Origin of the sequence: Acinetobacter sp. V2, assembly GCF_001188385.1 — a bacterium.
GTDB classification, from domain to species: domain Bacteria; phylum Pseudomonadota; class Gammaproteobacteria; order Pseudomonadales; family Moraxellaceae; genus Acinetobacter; species Acinetobacter oleivorans.
Genome location: NZ_JZFB01000003.1, coordinates 309244 through 327861, shown reverse-complemented (window position 1 = coordinate 327861; position 18618 = coordinate 309244). Strand labels below are relative to the sequence as shown.

Genomic DNA, 18618 nt, shown 5'->3' with positions numbered 1-18618 from the left:
TTTCTGCTTTAAAACCTCAACTTTTAGCGTTCGTTGATTTGACTGAATATTCAAAAAAACTTTTTCATTTTCAATGAATATTTCCACATTTCCATTAAAGCGACCATGTGTTGAGTCATATTTAAATAAATGCACTAATGTTTGCACATCAGCTATGTCGTTAATCGCCACGATTTCAAATTGAAATTGTTTTGAGCTCTCAAACCAGGCACGTAAAACATTACGTCCAATTCGGCCAAACCCATTAATGGCGATACGTTGCATGACCTATCCTTATCTACAAAACTACAGGCTAAAGAAGGCATATAGTAAAGCACGTCACGCCCAATTGAATATAGATTTTTAGCCAAATCACAGTTTTGTAAGATATTCCTTTTAAAATCGTTGGTTCGGTGGGGTTTTTCCGCTACAATTTAGCGTTTTTAAAAAATAAGCCCCGTATCACATGTTAAGGTTTTGCATAAAACAAACAGGCATTGATACATTTAGCCAAATTCGAAAATATGGAGTGACTTGGTTGTGAGTACTCGTTTAATGACATCTGCTGAAATTCGTGAAGCATTTTTGCGCTACTTTGAGACGCAAGGGCATACACGTGTCGCGTCGAGTTCTCTTGTTCCTGCCAACGACCCAACTTTATTATTTACAAATGCTGGGATGAACCAGTTTAAAGACTGTTTCTTAGGTCTTGAAAAACGTGACTATGTACGTGCAACTACATCACAAAAATGTGTACGTGCTGGTGGTAAACACAATGACTTAGACAACGTTGGTTACACTGCTCGTCACCATACATTCTTTGAAATGTTAGGTAATTTCTCATTTGGTGATTATTTCAAACATGATGCACTTAAATTCGCTTGGGAATTTTTGACTAGCGATGAATGGTTAGCTCTCCCTAAAGACCGTTTATATGCAACCGTTTATCACACCGATGATGAAGCTTATGACATCTGGAATAAAGAAATTGGTTTAGCGCCTGAACGTATTATCCGTATTGGTGATAATAAAGGCGAAAAATACGCATCTGATAACTTCTGGGCAATGGGTGACACAGGTCCATGTGGTCCATGTTCTGAAATTTTCTTTGACCATGGTGATCACATTTGGGGTGGTTTACCAGGCACACCTGAAGAAGATGGCGACCGTTTTATTGAAATCTGGAACAACGTTTTCATGCAGTTCAACCGTACTGCTGATGGCGTGCTTCACCCTCTCCCTGCTCCATCTGTTGATACAGGTATGGGCTTAGAACGTATTTCTGCTGTATTACAACATGTTAATTCAAACTACGACATTGACCTGTTCCAACACTTGTTAAAAGCTGCTGCAAACATTATTGGTATTGAAGACGAAGGTCAGCCTTCTTTACGTGTTGTTGCAGACCATGCACGTTCATGCTGTTTCTTAATTGCTGATGGTGTTAACCCAAGCAATGAAGGTCGCGGTTATGTACTACGCCGTATTATCCGCCGCGCTGTGCGTCATGGTAATAAGCTTGGCGCAACCGGTACATTCTTCTACAAAATGTTGCAACCTTTAATCGAAGTCATGGGTGAGGCTTATCCTGAACTCGCAGCTCGTAAAGATGTGATTGAAGCAACTTTAGTTCGTGAAGAAGAACAGTTTGCTAAAACACTTGAGCAAGGTTTAAAACTACTTGAAGGTGAACTTGCTCAGTTAAAAGACAAGACTATTCCTGGTGCGACAGTCTTCAAACTTTACGACACTTACGGCTTCCCAACAGACTTAACTGCTGATATTGCACGTGAACGTGACTTTATTATTGACGAAGCTGGTTTTGAAGTAGAAATGGCTGCTCAGCGTCAACGTGCTCGTGATGCTGGTAAATTCGCTATTGACTATAACAGCATTGTACAAGTTGAAGGCGAAACCCAGTTTGATGGTTACATCAACACTACTGGTCAAGGCCAAATTGTAGCGATCTATAAAGATGGCATACAAGTTGATGAAGTTTCTGAAGGCGACGAAGCACTTATCGTTTTAAACCAGACTCCTTTCTATGCAGAAAGTGGTGGTCAGATTGGTGACACAGGTATCTTCAAAAATGAAACTGGTATTTTTGAAGTTCAAGATACCAAAAAGTCAGGCGGTGCCTTTGTTCATCAAGGTATTGTGACCGTTGGTAACCTTAAAGCTGATCAAAACGTTGAAGCAATTGTTAAAGCAGATATTCGTGAAGCTACTGCACGCAACCACTCGGCAACTCACTTATTACATGCTGCTCTACGTCAAATCTTAGGTTCACACGTACAACAAAAAGGTTCTTTAGTTGCAAGTGATATCTTACGTTTTGACTTTGCTAACGACCAACCTGTAACTTTTGAACAGTTACAACAGGTTGAGCGTTTAGTTAATGCAGAAATTATTGCAAATACAGCTGTAACCACTGAACTCCTTGACATCGAAGCGGCAAAAGCAAAAGGCGCAATGATGTTGTTCGGTGAAAAATACGGTAACGAAGTTCGTGTTCTCGCTATGGGTTCAGTGATTGATGAGAAAAACTTCTCGATCGAACTTTGTGGTGGTATTCACGTTAAGCGTACAGGTGATATTGGTTTATTTAAAATCACTTCTGAAGGCGGTGTAGCTGCTGGTGTACGTCGTATTGAAGCAGTTACGGGTACTAAAGCTTTAGATGTAGTACAAAAAACTGATGCTGATATCCAGCACATTAATGGCTTATTAAAAGCACAGAAAGACCAAACTGTTGAGCGTGTACAGGCTAACGTAGAACTTGTTTCTGCATTACAAAAGCAGATTGAACAGCTCAATCAGAAATTGGCAAACTTCCAAGCGTCAGAATTGATTGATCAGGTACAAACGATTTCTGGTCGTCAAACGCTTATTACCACTGTTCAAGGTGTAGATGCGAAATCACTTCGCAACTTACATGACAGTGTTAAATCAAAATTAGAGAATGCAGTTATTGTGTTAGCTGGCGTAGAGGGTGACAAAGTTAGCCTACTTGCTTCAGTTGCATCACAATACACTGCAAATCTAAAAGCAGGTGACATCATCAAGCATCTAGCAACTGAGCTAGGTGGTAAAGGTGGTGGTAAACCTGACTTAGCACAAGGTGGCGCGCCACTTAACGAGAAGTTTGGACAAGTTATTGCTGCATTACCTGCATGGCTTGAACAAAAATAAGACTTCACTTTTTGTGTAACTGACCCTGAAAAGCCTCTCAGGGTCATGGCTTATATGGAAAAACTATGGCATTAATCGTTCAAAAATATGGCGGTACTTCTATGGGTACCCCCGAGCGCATTTTAAATGTTGCTCGTCGTGTTAAGCGTTGGCATGATCACGGTCACAAGGTTGTTGTGGTTGTATCTGCAATGAGTGGTGAAACAAACCGCTTACTTGCTCTCGCTAAAGCCATTACCGAAACACCTGACCCGCGCGAGTTAGACCAAATGGTTTCAACCGGTGAACAGGTGACGATTTCCATGTTAGCTATGGCACTTAATTCGATTGGTGTGGAAGCTAAATCCTATACCGGACGTCAAGTCGGTATTAAAACTGACAGTGCATTTACCAAGGCGCGTATTGAGTCTATTGATACAGATGTCATGACCAATGACCTAGATGCAGGCCGTGTTATTGTGGTTGCAGGTTTCCAAGGCTTTGACGCTAATGGAAATATCACAACACTAGGCCGCGGTGGTTCAGATACTTCTGGTGTTGCTCTTGCTGCTGCCCTAAAAGCAGATGAATGCCAAATTTACACTGATGTAGATGGCGTTTACACCACTGACCCGCGTGTTGCTCCTAAAGCCAAAAAAATCGACCGTATTTCTTTTGAAGAAATGCTAGAAATGGCTTCATTAGGTTCAAAAGTTTTACAAATTCGCTCAGTAGAATTTGCCGGAAAATATCAAGTTCCTTTACGTGTATTATCAAGTTTTGATAATGATAACGACGGCGCGTTTGACGAAGAATTTAAAGAAAATGTAGGTACACTCATTACGACTGAGGCGGAAGATACTATGGAACAGCCAATTATTGCAGGTATTGCTTTTAACCGTGACGAAGCAAAATTAACGATTTTAGGTGTACCTGATGAACCAGGTATTGCTTCTAAAATTTTATCACCAGTAAGTGATGCCAATATTGAAGTCGACATGATAGTGCAAAATGTTGAAGAAGATGGCACAACAGATTTCACTTTCACTGTAAACCGTGTTGATTTAGCGAAAGCTGAAAAAATCTTAAATGAAACTGCCAAAAATATTGGTGCACGTGAAGTTTCAACACGCGACGACATCGTTAAAGTGTCTATCGTAGGTGTAGGAATGCGTTCACATGCAGGGGTCGCGAGCAAGATGTTCACTGCTCTAGCTGACGAAGGCATCAACATTCTTATGATTTCAACTTCTGAAATTAAAGTTTCTGTCATTATTGACGAGAAATATCTTGAACTTGCTGTTCGTTGTCTACATACCGCTTTTGGTTTAGATCGTGAACATGGTGAAAGCAGCGCCCGCGCTTAATTTTACCAAACGGTCAATAATTCATTAAAAAATGTTTACTTGTCCGACAATAATCAAAGAAAACACAGAGCCGCTATAGTTTTTTTTATAGCGGCTCTGTTATATTAAACGGAAAGTTTTTTGGCAGTGATTATCAAAATATGACTTTGTTCTCATATTTCTGTTAGAATCTGACTGAAAACTGAGGTTGAGCTTTTATTTGGGTACCAATATTGCAGTTTTAAGCGTTTAGCAAGGAGATAAACATGCTGATTCTGACCCGCCGTGTCGGGGAAACATTAATGATTGGGGATCAAGTCAGTGTTACTGTGCTTGGCGTCAAAGGAAACCAGGTTCGTATTGGTGTGAATGCACCAAAAGAGGTTTCTGTTCATCGCGAAGAAATTTATCAACGTATTCAACATGAACGTGCAATGCATGAACACCTTCAACATCTTGATCAAGATTATCAAGTTTCTTTTGAAGATGATAATTATGCACAGAAAAACTTCAATCGTTAATATGAAGTTATTCTCTCCCTAATTAAAGCGACTTTCTAGTCGCTTTAAATTTTTTAGGACTTTGTATTTATAAGCCTAGAGCACGTTTAACAGGAGCATAGCTGCGGCGGTGTTGATCGATTACCCCATGCGCTGTAATCGCTTCAAAATGCGCTTTAGTTGGATATCCTTTATGTTTGGCAAAACCAAATAATGGATATTGCTGATCTAATTCTGCCATTTGTCGGTCACGGGTAACCTTTGCCAGAATACTCGCTGCACTGATCTCAGGATGACTCGCATCTCCCCCAACAATAGCTTCACAAGGAATAATGATTCCTTTTGGAATTTGATTTCCATCTACAATCACTTTTTGTGGTTGAGCTTTTAAACCATCAACTGCGCGCTGCATGGCCAAAAAAGTCGCTTGTAAAATATTTAATTCATCAATTTCAGCGTGCGTTGCTTCTGCAATTGACCAAGCTAAGGCTTTTTCTTGTATTTCAATAAACAACTTTTCACGTTTCTTTTCAGTTAATTTTTTAGAATCATTTAATCCCTCAATTGGATTATTCGGATCTAAAATAACAGCCGCTGCCACAACGGAACCTACTAATGGGCCACGTCCCGCCTCATCTACACCAGCAATAAACATTTACTCTTCACCTTTAAACAAAAGAGGCTGATCAATAGTAATCAGCCTTCTTTAATACAAAAATCATTAATTACTTTTGTAAAGCTTCTGCCACACACTCATTTACAGTTTTTGAAACCACTTGGTTTACAATTGTAGCACGTGCATTTACATCAAATGCAGCCGCTGCCAATTCTACCGCTGTTACACTATTTGGTGCCTTTTCGCTCACACAACCACAAACATTCGTTTGAATGCTATCACGTTGCTCAGCAGTCATAAGCTTTGTTGCTGTTTTCCAAGCGGCAACATTATTAATCTCTGTAATACATTTCGCATTTACAGCAACTTTTAATGCAGCCACACCCAACTGCTGAGTTGTTGTTTGTGTAGAAGTAGCGCCTGTACCCGTACCTGTAGTCGTTGCACACGCTGTTAAAGCTAAAACAACTGGCGCTAGAGCGAGCATCAATTTTTTCATCATTTTTCCTTTGATTGAACGTTGGCAGCGCGTATTGTGCCTAAACTCGACTTTAGAAGAAACAAATAATTTGATGCATTTATGCAATCTTTTTTCCCCAGCAAAACTCAGCTCATCAAATGCATTTTTCCTTAAACGTTCTGTTTTTAGCACGCTCTGTTACATTTAAAACATTTCTCAAAATCAGTGCTTTCTCATAAAATTGAAAATCAAAACGACAAAAAAATAGGTTTTTTATGCCTGCTGTTTCATCTCAGTATTACACCCGTACCGCACAAATCCTGCATTGGGTGATGGCAATCATTTTCATCGCAGCATGGGCTATTGGTTTCTATAGTGGAAATTTTTTAAGTTATGATGTTGATGGCCCCTTTAAAGGCGATGTCATTACGCTGCACAAAAATATTGCAACCACCATTATCTTTTTGGTGATTATCCGGATTTTATGGCGCTACACACACCCAGCTCCAAAACTACCTGACACCATGTCTCCAATGATGAAAACTTTGGCACATGTTGGTCATCTATTGCTTTATGTGATTTTGGTGGCTTTACCTGTCACTGGTTGTTTATTTAGCTGGAGCGCTGGTCACCCTGCCCCTGTTTTATATTTATTTGAAATTCCCCGTTTAGTACAAGATAACCCAGAGCTTTTAGCTGTTGTTAAACCATTACACGTTTATATTTCTTGGTTTGCAGGCTTGCTGATTGTTGGGCATGTGCTTGCAGCTTTAAAACATCACTTTGTTGATAAAGACAATATTTTAAATAGTATGACCAAACAACCTAAATAAAACATATGTATAAAAAAACCGCCTGAGATAGGCGGTTTTTTTATTTAGATTTTTTGGATTTCTGCAATCCACTTTTGTTTTTCTTCATCTGAAATGAAAGAGGCTTCAAAAGAGTTAATTGCGAGCTTCTTCAACTCATCATTGTTTAGGTCTAAAGCTTGTTGGATAGCAAAGAAATTATCATTCATATATCCACCGAAATATGAAGGATCATCTGAGTTAACCGTCACGTGTACGCCTTTTTGCAATAGACGACGGATATTATGATCTTTCATATCCTTAACAACGCATAGCTTTAAGTTACTTAAAGGGCAAACAGTTAAAGGCATTTTTTCGTTAATTAAACGCGCCATTAATTGTTCGTCTTCTTCAGAACGTACACCATGATCAATACGGTTCACTTTGAGTAGATCTAAAGCTTCCCATACATATTCAGGTGGACCTTCTTCACCAGCGTGAGCAACGATTAAGAAGCCTTCTTCACGCGCCTTAGCAAAAACACGTTCAAATTTAGCTGGCGGATGCCCTACTTCACTTGAATCGAGGCCGACTGCAATAATGTCTTGTTTAAATGGTAAAGCTTGTTCAAGTGTTTCAAATGCAGCTTCTTCACTTAAATGACGTAAGAAACATATAATCAGTTGAGAGCTGATACCAAACTTAGCTTTAGCATCTGCACACGCACGCTTTAAACCACCAATCACTGTTGAGAACGCAACACCACGATCAGTGTGGGTTTGCGGGTCGAAGAACATTTCTGTATGAACGACATGGTCTTCGGCGCATTTTTCAAAATAAGCCCATGCTAAATCATAAAAGTCTTGTTCATGGACAAGAACATTTGCACCAGCATAGTAAATATCTAAGAATGATTGAAGATTATGAAAGTTATAAGCTTGCTTTACTTCTTCAACAGATTTGTAAGGAATCTGAATCTGATTGCGCTGGGCAATTGCAAACATTAATTCAGGTTCAAAAGTCCCTTCAATATGCACATGCAATTCGGCTTTTGGTAAGGCGCGAATCAGCTCGACTTGATTCATATTAACTCCACATCTAAAGAAAAAAGGGTGTGGTCAAAAACACACCCTTCTATAATTTTCTTCTTATTAAAAACTATGACTAAGATAGCTTCAGAAGAAAATTATAAAAAATCATATTAACCGCCAAACGCGATAAATTTAAATACCCAAAGTGCAGCAATAATCCATACCATGTACGGTACAGTTTTTGCCTTACCCGTGAATAATTTAACTAATGCATAGCTAATAAAGCCCATTGCAATACCATCAGCAATTGAATAGGTAAATGGCATAAATACAATAGTTAAAAAGGCTGGAACAGCTTCAGTAATATCGTCCCAATCGATATGAGTGATACCTTGAATCATCAACACACCAATGAACAATAAAGCTGGCGCCGTTGCAAAACCTGGTACAGATTGAGCAAGAGGTGCTAAAAATAAACAGCAGATAAATAAGACAGCAACCACAACAGCAGTTAAACCAGTACGTCCACCCGCTGCTACACCTGAAGCAGATTCAATATATGGCGTAGTTGAAGATGTACCTAATGCAGCACCTGCAACAATTGCAGTAGAGTCTGCAAATAATGCTTTCTTCAAACGAGGTAATTTACCGTCTTTTAAAAGACCCGCACGGTGTGAAACACCAACTAAAGTACCCGTACTGTCAAATAAATCGACAATAAAGAATACGAAGATGACGCCGACCATACTTGCTGTAAATAGACCTTTAAAGTCCATTTGCATGAACGTTGGTGCAATTGAAGGGATTTGACCCACTACACCTTTAAATTCGTTTAGACCTAAAGCAGTAGCAATGCCTGTAACGACTAGAATACTAATAATGATTGCACCGCGAATCTTTAACTGGTGTAAAACTACAATCATTAAAAATCCGAATAGTGCTAATAATACTGTAGGCTGTTTGATATCACCTAAACCGACTAATGTCGCTTGGTTATCAACAATGATGCCTGCATTTTTTAGTGCAATCAGTGCTAGGAATAAACCAATACCCCCACCGATTGCAAACTTAAGTGACATCGGAATCGCATTGACAATCGCTTCACGAATTTTAAAGAAGCTAATTGCAAGAAAAACAAGGCCTGAAACAAAAACAGCCGCTAAAGCTGTCTGCCATGGCACGCCCATCCCCATACAAACCGAGTAGGTAAAGTAAGCGTTTAAACCCATACCAGGGGCCAGTGCGATTGGATAATTTGCAATGATCCCCATTACTAAACATCCGATTGCTGCTGCCAAACAGGTCGCAACGAATACGGCACCATGATCCATGCCGGTTTCAGATAAAATGAGTGGATTGACAATAATGATGTAACACATCGTTAGGAATGTAGTTACACCAGCAAGAACTTCAGTTCGGAAAGTGGTTTTATTGTCGCTTAACTTAAATAAACGCTCTAACCAGCCTGCCGAAGAATTGGGCGCCGCCATAAGTAGCCTCTATGCAAAATCTGAACTGTGGAATATTTACGTCTATGTAGGTCGCTGAACAATATTGTTTTTCTGTTCAGCCCTATAAACAAGAATCTCAAACTTATGAAGCAACAAATATGCCACTCATTTGGTTTCTAGTTCGTACATAGGAAATAGCCACAGCCCCTCTTGAAACACAAAAAAGCTGCATAACCCCTATGCAGCTTTTTTACTATACGTTAAATAAGTTTAACAGATTCAACAGAAACATGATCAAAATTTATGAAAAGATATGACCAATGACAAAGTAAAATTCAGAAATTTATCATTCAATATTTTTAGAAAATAATTTTTTTCTCACCGATATATTCTTGCATATTATAGGAAGCTAAATTGCTGTGATGAGCATGATTTGGATTGCGTTCGATACTTTGTAGGTTTCTTTCTGCTTCTTGAATGATCCGCATGAGCTCTTGATGTCTTTTATTTTGAGTATCTAAATAGGCCCAATATCCTAATACAAAGACGATACCCACACACAACACTATTAATACTTTATTGATCATTATTATTATCTCTATGTTTTTAATGTTAACGATCTTAACAAAAAATTATAGCTTTGTGAATATTTTCACATTTATTTACAATAACACACTCCTACTCAAATTATTGAAAAGAAAGGTGATTTTAAATTCATCATTTCAATAAGTGATAAATACAAAACATTTCCATTGAAAAGTAACTTTATTTCAAAACAGTTTAGGTTTAGTTATTTTTAATATTAGCTTTTTATTCATTTTCATTATTAAGTTCATTTAAATACACAGGGTAGACTAATGTGTATATAGCATGAAATATCTCTAAATTTTATACCAATTAAATAGGATAAAAAGATTCATTTTTCTTTCAATTGTTTTATTTAAAAGTGTTTGGCGATCTCACTATTTCTCGAGTTTCACCTTTAGCTTTAAAAGTAGAATTTCAGTTTTAACCTAAATAGCCCTTTTTCTTAGCTAACAAATAATTTTCATTTAATCGTTCTAAAAATCGTACCAAGCTTTCCATTTTCAGTGCTTTATTACGATAAACGCTACGATAAACTACGCTCAGATAGAAAATTAAATCAGGAGAATACATCATGTTTGATATGCGTTTATCTCACGAGCGTGGTGCAGCACATCATGGTTGGTTACAATCAAAACATAGCTTTTCATTTGCTAACTATTGGGATCCTAAACAAGTTGGTTTTTCTGATCTACTTGTAATTAATGATGATAACGTTGCTCCATCTAAAGGCTTTGGTACTCACCCTCACCGCAATATGGAAATTATTTCTTATGTGCTTGAAGGTGCATTAGAGCATAAAGACTCGATGGGTACAGGTTCTGTGATTGTGCCGGGTGATATTCAGCTCATGAGTGCAGGTCGTGGCGTTGCACACAGTGAATTTAACCATTCAGCTCAAGAAGGCGTTCATTTCTTGCAAATTTGGGTTGTTCCAAATGAAGTGAATACAGATCCGGGCTATCAACAAGTTCATATTGATGAAGCAGACAAACGCGGTAAATTGCATTTGATCATCTCACCAAAAGGTGGCGAGAAAACTTTGTCGATCAAACAAGACATTAATATTTACTCAGGTCTTTTTGATAATGAAGAAACTGCTGAATTTATGATTCCTGAAGGTCGATATGTTTACCTACACGTTGCTAAAGGTCGTGTTGATGTAAATGGTAAAACATTTAACACTGGCGATGCTGCACGTATTCGTGAAGGCGGAAGTTTATCTTTTACCAATGGCGATAACGCCGAAATTTTGATTTTCGATATGCGTCCTGAAGAAGTTCCAACCATGCCATAATGTAACTAAGCCCTCGCATAAAATTTATGCGGGGGCTTTTTTATTGTTGATCGGATTTATAAAAGTTCTAACTCAGCTCAATGTTCTTCTGAACGTGCCATCTCTGTATTGATATAGCTCATAATCATCGTGGTTAGCCCCTGCACCATTTCATCAAAACTAATATAAGGGTTTGGCAAAATAAGATGCCGTGCGACATTAAAAATTCCGCTATTGATACAAATGTAGGTAATTACAGGTAAATTATTAATTTTTAGGTATTTAGGATTGTGCATCATATATTTCATGATGACTTCCATTAAAGCCTGTTCAATTTTGGGGATGTATTTGTCGTATTGCAACTCTCCTGCATAACGTAGAACAGTCAAATAGCGGTCATTATTTTTCTTTAATAAATCACTAAAAGTATAAAAAATCATTTCGATGACAGGCTCTAACTCCAACTGCAAAATAGTCGGTGTAAGCTCTGTAATCATGTCCAGAATTTCCCGAACAAAGTAATGATTCATCGCATCATAAATTTCTTCTTTATTTTTAAAATATTCATATAAAGACCCGACACTCACTCCAGCAATTTCTGCAATATGCCGTGTCGTAGTTCCACTCGGGCCATGAAGCGCTACCCCGATAAAACCAGCTTCAATAATAGTATCAACAGTGACTTTGGCTCGAGTTTGACGAGGTTTTCGCGTAGTCATACGATCTAATCAATAATCCGAACATAAAGTCAGATTAGCATGTAATTTGACTCAGAAGAAATATAAAAACAAAATCCGAATAGTTGTCAAACTTAGTAAAAAGAAATGAGAAAAACATGCCCCAAGCCATGAATGAATCTGTGTTTTAAATGACTGCACCACTAGATCAAATAAAAATTAATTCATTATTTTTCAATTACATAAAATCATTAAAGCTAAACTTTGCATTGTAGAATAGGTCTATAAAATACTTTCATATTTTTAAAAATTTACCCGAATTGAATCCGAACATAAAGTCAGATTAATATGAAAAAATTAAAGAAGAGTCACTAAATAGTTTGTCTATCTTTACTCTTCTTTCCGTTATTCAGCCAAATAATCAAACAAATAACGGAGCAACAACACCGTAGTCAATGCAGAGAATCATCTGCTTTTGAAAATGGAATTTTACAGTGCTTTGTTGATCATTGAGTTTATTGATTTTCATCAAAATGCACCACTACTTTGCCTCAGGGTGTCGCCATGATCTCGACCGCAGTTAAAAAATCATTCAACAAACTTAAATTTCAGCGTGAAATTGAGTTACCGGATTTTTCTAGCAAAAGCTCAATTCCAATCCGACATTTAAATATTGGTTTTGATGGAAAGGAAATTGATGTCAGATTCTATATGGACAATCAATTTGCTACTTTGTTTTTTGCCACACTTTCGGTGTTTTTAACCTATGGTGAAGATCTGGTTATTGAAACCGCTCGCCATCACCGCGAATTTATTAAAGACCCAGTTTTAAAGCAACGTGTTACCTCACTGATTGGACAAGAAGCAATTCATTCTAAATTGCACAATGAATATAACGATGCCCTTCAAGATGCTGAATATCCTGTTGCGCTATATCGCTTTCTTGGTTCGAACTTCTTTAAATATGTATTTTTGAAATTTCCACAACCACTAAAATTGTCAATGATGGCAGGTATTGAGCATTTTACTGCGGTACTTGCTGAATACATGATGAAGCATGAAAAGAATTTCTATTATTCAGATGATGCAAAAAGCCGTGCGTTGTGGATGTGGCATATGCTTGAAGAATCTGAACATAAAGACATTGCCTACGATGTTTATCAAATCTTAAATGGCAGCTATCCACTGCGCGCATCTGGTTTCTTCCTTGCACTATTTACAATTTTAGGCTTAATCCCTGCGACAACGTTATTTGTTCCTGTGTTAAGAAAGCCGCAAGAGATGTTGACCTTAAAATTCTGGAAAGATGCTCGTCGTGGTGTAGGCTTAATCTTTGGTCCAAAAGATGGTGTTTTTGGTAGTACGATTGGTCAAATTCTTGACTACTTACGTCCAGACTTTCATCCAAATGATCATGATACGACTGAATATCTTGAGTATTACAAACAGAAATTACTGAACGAAGGCGGCGCGATTGCACCTTACTTTGTTAAAGAATTTACCCCACCAGTACGCATGTCTTAATCGTCCTGTATTTCCAGCTATCGAACAGATAGCTGGTATCTCTTCAAGCTATTTATGGATGAATCATGATTTTATTTGGCAAAAAGAAAGTTAAACCAAGCCAAAAAGCTTATGCCGTAGTGACGGGTGCAGGCAGTGGGATTGGTCGAAGTTTTGCACTTGAACTTGCAAAACGTGGTGGCAGCGTAGTGTGTGCAGATATTAATCTCGAAGCTGCTGAAGAAACAGTAAAACTTCTTGAACAAGAAGGCGCTAAAGCTTTTGCTATGCGTTGTGATGTGGGTAATGCTGAACAGGTTAATCATCTAGCTGAAACTGCTGAAATTTTACTTGGACACCCTGTAACTCTTGTCATTAATAATGCTGGTGTGGGTTTAGGCGGTAAGTTTGATGAACTGAGCCTAGAAGACTGGAACTGGGTCATGAATATTAACCTTTGGGGTGTTATTCACGGTTGTCATGCATTTGTTCCAAAGTTTAAAAAGCTAGGTTACGGTGCGATTATTAATGTGGCATCTGCTGCATCTTACACTGCTGCACCAGAAATGACCGCTTATAACGTGACTAAAGCGGGTGTGCGTGCGCTTTCAGAAACGCTTTCGGCTGAACTGCATAAGTTTAATATTAAAGTGAATGTACTCTGCCCAACGCTGGTTCCAACCAATATCATTAAAAATGGTCGAATTCCAGGACGCTATTCAAAGCTAGCAGACCATGCGCTGATGAACTATGCCTTCACGACAAGTGACGATGTTGCAAGATTAACACTTAATCGCCTTGATCAGGATGAGTTGTATACCATTCCTCAAATTGATGCAAAGTTATTCTGGCTCATGAAACGTGCATCTCCAAGCTTGTATAACAAGTTCCTTGGCACATCGTACAAATTATTTAAATAAGAAATTTATAGGTAGTACACATATGACTGCTCAAATGAAAACAAATGCTTCAGCAAAAAAAGCTGTCAAATCACCAAACCATATTTTCGATACTTTTATTGTGGGTGCTGGCATTTCAGGTATTGCCGCTGCAATTCGCCTAGATCAAGTTGGTTATACCAATTATAAGATTATTGAAAAAGCAGGCCGCGTTGGTGGAACATGGCGTGAAAATACCTATCCAGGTTGTGGTTGTGACGTACCTTCTGCTCTTTACTCTTACTCATTTGCACCAAGTGCGAAATGGAGCCATTTATTTGCACGCCAACCAGAAATCTTAAGTTATCTGGAAGATGTGAGTAACGAGTTTAATGTTACGTCTAAAATCGAGTTTAATAGCGAACTGCTCAACGCAGCGTGGGATGACTCACGTCATGTGTGGGTACTTGATACCAGTACTGGTCAATATTTGTCTAAAACCGTTATTTTTGCCACAGGTCCAATTACCGAAGCTCAAATTCCACGTCTTGAAGGCTTAGAAACATTTAAAGGCGAGATGTTCCATTCTGCTAAATGGAACCATGATTATGATTTGACAGATAAACGCATTGCCGTGATTGGTACTGGCGCATCTGCTATTCAGTTTGTGCCACAAATTCAACCAAAAGCGAAAGAACTTTTTGTATTCCAACGTACAGCACCTTGGGTACTACCAAAACCAGATACAGACTTGGGCGAATTTAGTAAATCAGTGATTGCTAAATATCCGTCTATTCAGGCGAGCTGGCGTAAAAGTGTAGCATTAACGCTGAATGCGATTAACTTTGGTTTACGTAATCCACTTGCCCTAAAACCAGTCAATGTATTGGGTAAGCAATTACTTAAATTGCAAATTAATGACCCTGTGCTACGTAAAAACGTAACGCCAAACTTTGACATTGGTTGTAAACGTATTTTATTCGCTAACAATTATTATCCAGCACTACAAGCACCGAACACGACCCTAATCCCTCATGGATTAGTGAAAGTTGAAGGCAATACAGTGGTTGCTGCGAATGGTGAACGTCACGAAGTTGATGTGATTATTTGGGGTACAGGCTTTGAAGTATCTCACCCACCCATTGGTAAACGTGTCCACAATGAAAAAGGCCAATGTTTACAAGATATATGGAAAAGTAGTTCACCAGAGGCTTACTTAGGCACCAACATTGAAAATGTACCAAATGCATTTTTAGTTTTAGGGCCTAACGTACTGGTTTATGACTCTTTCATTGGTTTGGCAGAAGCGCAGCTCGACTATATCGTAGATGGCTTATTGAAAATTAAAAACAAAGGAATTAGCAAATTAAATGTTAAATCTGATGTGATTAAAAAGCATAACGATTTAGTGCAGAAGCACTTACAAACAACGGTATTTAATAGCGGCGGCTGTAAGAGTTATTACCTTGATGCCAACGGGCGTAACTTTGCCGCATGGCCTTGGTCATTGAAAAAACTTAAACAACGTTTGAAAAAAGTAGATTTGAAAGATTATGAAGTGACGTATCAAACGACAAAAATTCTCTAATTTGTAATTTCGATCAAATCCGTTGTAAGAAATAGGCAGTGTATTTTAGGTTTTCATGAAATACACTGCCTTCTTCGTTGAATATCTTCAAGAAATAAAAAAACAGGATAAAGATGAAAGAAGGTCAATCTAGTCGTACCGCCGAAGCCGCTGCTGCATTACGGGCCAATCATTTTCAAAATACGAAGAACCCTGTATTTTCAGACCCTTATGCTTTTGAGCTGACCAGTAAGGGCTGGAAAAAAGTGCTCTCTAACCCACTGATTGTTAAAGTCATGAATTCTTCGGTTTTAAACCGCACTTTAGGTTTACTTACTGGGCAAGTGGTCGGACGCTCTCGTTATGCCGAAGATTTACTTAATCAGGCAGTTCAACAAAATACTCAACAATATGTGTTAGTCGGTGCTGGCCTAGACTCTTTTGTACTACGTGAATCACACCATTACCCTACTTTGAAAATTTTTGAAGTCGATCATCCTGATACTCAAGCTGCTAAACAGACTAAGCTAAAAAAGTTAGGAAATATTCCTGCTACCGTTGAGTTTGTCGCGATTAACTTTGAAAAAGAGTCTATTTCGGAAGCCCTGACCAGAAGTGTCTATGATTCATCTGCTCCTGCATTTTTTTCATGGTTAGGCACAACGCACTATTTAAACCCGCAAACGACCTTGCAAACTTTAAAAAGTATTGCTGAATTTGCTGCAAACGGTAGCGAAGTGGTACTCGACTATTCGACCGATTTTCAGGAATTAAACGGTATTGAGCGACTTGGAAGTATGGGCGTTGCACAATTTACCCATTTGCTGAAAGAGCCTTTACTAGGTCAATTTAAACCAATAGATTTACATCATGCAGTAAAGCAAATGGGTTTTGAAGTGGTCGAAGACTTATCAGGTGAAGCAATTACTGAACGATATTTTAATGCACGAATCGATGAAATTCGCCACACCTCAGCAACACGATTATTGCATTTGCGTTTAAATAGAAAATAATGTTGAAAGCCAACTTAGACTTTAAGTTGGCTTTTTTACAATCAAGATTAATACCATCATTACCAGCTTGAACGCGGCTCTGGCCCATCGACATGCTGATTTAAAAATTGGCGTAAATGATCTAAAAAGTGCGCGACTTTAGGTGATAGATTCAGTCTCTCTAAATACACTGCATAGACATCTGCTGGTGGTGTTTCATAATCCTCTAGCACTTGAACCAATCTGCCACTTCTTAAATATTTTGCTACATCCCATTCTGCTCGCATCAAAATACCGTAGCCTTCTAAAGCCCAATTTAATGCGACTGCCCCATCATTGGTACTCAGTTGCCCATGAACTTTAACAGTTTCAACTTGTTTGCCATGACTTAGTCGCCAATTACCATAAGCAGAATCATTTTGCCGAATCACAATACACTGATGCTGCGTTAAATCATGAGGAGTGAGCGGTTGCCCTGCCATTCTTAAATAGCTAGGTGATGCACATAATAAACGGCGGTTGGCTGCCAATTTTTTGGCAATTAGACGCGAATCGGGTATTTCGCCAAAGCGGATTGATACATCAATGGCTTCATCAGGCAGATTAATCGGACGGTCAGTTAAATGCAGTTGGACATCGACATCAGGATAAATTTTGGCAAATGTAGAAATCGCTGGCGCAATATAAGAACGACCAAAGCCTAAAGGAGCATTCACACGCAATACCCCTTTGGGCGCTGCTCGACTACTTGAAACCAAACGCTCCATTTCATCGATCTCTTTTAAAATACGAACCGCATTTTCAAAGTAAACCTCACCCTCACTGGTTAAGCTAATTCGGCGTGTTGTTCTATTTAAAAGCCTTACTCCTAAACGCTCTTCAAGTTGAGTTAAACGTCTAGAAACCGCAGGTGGGGTCAAGTTTAACTCTCGTGCCGTCGCGACAAGACTTCCTTGTTTAACCAATAAACAAAAGAAAGCTAATTCCGTATCTGCGTTCATGATTATTAAGTTTTTTGCAATAGTGATTTAACTTTATATCGATTCATCAGTTTTTTAAAGGGTTTAACATCCATTTCATTGTTTCCCGACATAAGCCGTCTCTTGTTTAAGAGCATAAAAACGTCCGCAGAAGGAATGCTGTGGATGAGCGGGAAAAAGCCATCTAGCCGAATGAATAGCGGTAAAGAAAGCGAAAACTACCAATCAGGATTGGTAGTCATGAATATGGAGTCATGACATGGAAATGGATATTGAAAAGCGAACGTTACGTCGAATCACGTGGAGAATCGTACCGTTTATTATGTTGTTATACCTTGTAGCCTATATCGACCGCGTCAATATTGGCTTTGCCGCACTCACCATGAAAGAAGACCTAGGTTTTACCGCCTCAGTTCTCGGGTTTGGTGCCGGAATTTTCTTTTTGGGCTATTTCTTATTTGAAGTCCCATCCAACATTATTTTGCATAAAGTCGGTGCCCGCATCTGGATTGCTCGAGTCATGGTGACTTGGGGTCTAATTGCAGCGGGAATGGCATTTGTAGAAAGCTCAACCAGCTTTTATGTTATGCGATTTTTACTCGGTGTTGCCGAAGCGGGTTTCTTTCCCGGCATTATTTTGTACTTAACTTACTGGTTTCCTGCGCGCCATCGCGCTGGTGTGATTGCTTTATTTATGGCAGCAGCCCCAATTGCCACAGCAGTTGGTTCACCAATCTCTGCCGCGTTACTTGAAATGCATGGAATTTTGGGGCTCGCTGGCTGGCAATGGATGTTCATTATTGAAGCTATACCAG

At 38.7% G+C, this 18618-nt stretch carries 19 protein-coding genes; 10 read left to right on the top strand and 9 right to left on the bottom strand.

Annotated features, from left to right (window positions below; translation table 11 throughout):
* On the bottom strand, nucleotides 1-264 hold a 264-nt coding region (locus UC75_RS21550), incomplete at its 3' end, for a glyceraldehyde 3-phosphate dehydrogenase NAD-binding domain-containing protein (protein ID WP_322842902.1).
* A 270-nt stretch (nucleotides 265-534) separates the two neighbouring features.
* On the opposite strand from UC75_RS21550, the gene alaS reads away from it, so the two are divergent.
* From alaS to csrA, 3 genes are all read left to right on the top strand, one after another.
* Nucleotides 535-3171, top strand: coding sequence for an alanine--tRNA ligase (gene alaS / locus UC75_RS12400; RefSeq protein WP_049837776.1), 2637 nt, complete (start codon nucleotides 535-537; stop codon nucleotides 3169-3171).
* 65 nt (nucleotides 3172-3236) lie between these two features.
* Nucleotides 3237-4517 (top strand): aspartate kinase, encoded by a 1281-nt coding sequence (locus UC75_RS12395; RefSeq protein WP_004793772.1) that lies wholly within the window; start codon nucleotides 3237-3239, stop codon nucleotides 4515-4517.
* Between the two features lie 245 nt (nucleotides 4518-4762).
* Nucleotides 4763-5017: a carbon storage regulator CsrA gene (csrA, locus tag UC75_RS12390; protein WP_004793773.1), complete on the top strand. Its 255-nt coding sequence runs from the start codon at nucleotides 4763-4765 to the stop codon at nucleotides 5015-5017.
* 67 nt (nucleotides 5018-5084) lie between these two features.
* On the opposite strand, the gene rnhB is transcribed toward csrA, so the two are convergent.
* Together rnhB and UC75_RS12380 are read right to left on the bottom strand one after the other, a co-directional pair.
* Nucleotides 5085-5651 carry a ribonuclease HII gene (rnhB, locus tag UC75_RS12385; RefSeq protein ID WP_049837775.1) on the bottom strand — a complete coding sequence of 189 codons (567 nt, stop codon included), beginning with the start codon at nucleotides 5649-5651 and terminating at the stop codon, nucleotides 5085-5087.
* A 70-nt stretch (nucleotides 5652-5721) separates the two neighbouring features.
* Nucleotides 5722-6111: a hypothetical protein gene (locus UC75_RS12380; RefSeq protein ID WP_049837774.1), complete on the bottom strand. Its 390-nt coding sequence runs from the start codon at nucleotides 6109-6111 to the stop codon at nucleotides 5722-5724.
* A 236-nt stretch (nucleotides 6112-6347) separates the two neighbouring features.
* Here UC75_RS12380 and UC75_RS12375 point away from each other — a divergent pair, with 236 nt between their 5' ends.
* Nucleotides 6348-6905, top strand: coding sequence for a cytochrome b (locus tag UC75_RS12375; protein ID WP_005299282.1), 558 nt, complete (start codon nucleotides 6348-6350; stop codon nucleotides 6903-6905).
* Nucleotides 6906-6949: 44 nt separating this feature from the next.
* Here the strand turns inward: UC75_RS12375 and UC75_RS12370 are convergent, their stop codons facing one another.
* From UC75_RS12370 to UC75_RS19170, 4 genes are all read right to left on the bottom strand, one after another.
* Entirely contained in the window at nucleotides 6950-7948 is a 999-nt protein-coding gene (locus UC75_RS12370) for an adenosine deaminase (protein ID WP_049837773.1), read from the bottom strand.
* Between the two features lie 116 nt (nucleotides 7949-8064).
* Complete coding sequence (locus UC75_RS12365; RefSeq protein WP_005299287.1) at nucleotides 8065-9384, bottom strand: NCS2 family permease; 1320 nt, start codon at nucleotides 9382-9384, stop codon at nucleotides 8065-8067.
* A 320-nt stretch (nucleotides 9385-9704) separates the two neighbouring features.
* On the bottom strand, nucleotides 9705-9932 hold the full coding sequence (locus UC75_RS12360) for a hypothetical protein (protein WP_049837772.1): 228 nt from the start codon (nucleotides 9930-9932) through the stop codon (nucleotides 9705-9707).
* A 421-nt stretch (nucleotides 9933-10353) separates the two neighbouring features.
* Entirely contained in the window at nucleotides 10354-10506 is a 153-nt protein-coding gene (locus UC75_RS19170) for a hypothetical protein (protein WP_164837875.1), read from the bottom strand.
* On the opposite strand from UC75_RS19170, the gene UC75_RS12355 reads away from it, so the two are divergent.
* The gene (locus tag UC75_RS12355; RefSeq protein ID WP_049837771.1) at nucleotides 10505-11227 is read left to right on the top strand and encodes a pirin family protein; all 723 of its coding nucleotides are present in this window, start codon (nucleotides 10505-10507) and stop codon (nucleotides 11225-11227) included. The two genes, UC75_RS19170 and UC75_RS12355, sit on opposite strands and share 2 nt — an antisense overlap.
* Nucleotides 11228-11304: 77 nt before the next feature.
* Here the strand turns inward: UC75_RS12355 and UC75_RS12350 are convergent, their stop codons facing one another.
* On the bottom strand, nucleotides 11305-11925 hold the full coding sequence (locus UC75_RS12350; protein ID WP_009387753.1) for a TetR/AcrR family transcriptional regulator: 621 nt from the start codon (nucleotides 11923-11925) through the stop codon (nucleotides 11305-11307).
* A 522-nt stretch (nucleotides 11926-12447) separates the two neighbouring features.
* Here UC75_RS12350 and UC75_RS12345 point away from each other — a divergent pair.
* The 4 genes from UC75_RS12345 (at nucleotide 12448) to UC75_RS12330 (ending at nucleotide 16844) form a co-directional block, all read left to right on the top strand.
* On the top strand, nucleotides 12448-13407 hold the full coding sequence (locus UC75_RS12345; protein WP_005299295.1) for a metal-dependent hydrolase: 960 nt from the start codon (nucleotides 12448-12450) through the stop codon (nucleotides 13405-13407).
* A 65-nt stretch (nucleotides 13408-13472) separates the two neighbouring features.
* Nucleotides 13473-14306 (top strand): SDR family NAD(P)-dependent oxidoreductase, encoded by an 834-nt coding sequence (locus UC75_RS12340; protein ID WP_005299298.1) that lies wholly within the window; start codon nucleotides 13473-13475, stop codon nucleotides 14304-14306.
* A 22-nt stretch (nucleotides 14307-14328) separates the two neighbouring features.
* A complete protein-coding gene (locus UC75_RS12335; RefSeq protein WP_049837770.1) occupies nucleotides 14329-15852 on the top strand; it encodes a flavin-containing monooxygenase in 1524 nt (507 codons plus the stop codon).
* A 113-nt stretch (nucleotides 15853-15965) separates the two neighbouring features.
* Nucleotides 15966-16844, top strand: coding sequence for a class I SAM-dependent methyltransferase (locus UC75_RS12330; RefSeq protein ID WP_049837769.1), 879 nt, complete (start codon nucleotides 15966-15968; stop codon nucleotides 16842-16844).
* Nucleotides 16845-16903: 59 nt separating this feature from the next.
* On the opposite strand, the gene UC75_RS12325 is transcribed toward UC75_RS12330, so the two are convergent.
* A complete protein-coding gene (locus tag UC75_RS12325; protein ID WP_049837768.1) occupies nucleotides 16904-17824 on the bottom strand; it encodes a LysR family transcriptional regulator in 921 nt (306 codons plus the stop codon).
* 238 nt (nucleotides 17825-18062) lie between these two features.
* On the opposite strand from UC75_RS12325, the gene UC75_RS21545 reads away from it, so the two are divergent.
* Nucleotides 18063-18618, top strand: a 556-nt coding sequence (locus tag UC75_RS21545; protein ID WP_228137341.1) for an MFS transporter, incomplete at its 3' end; no start/stop codon positions are given.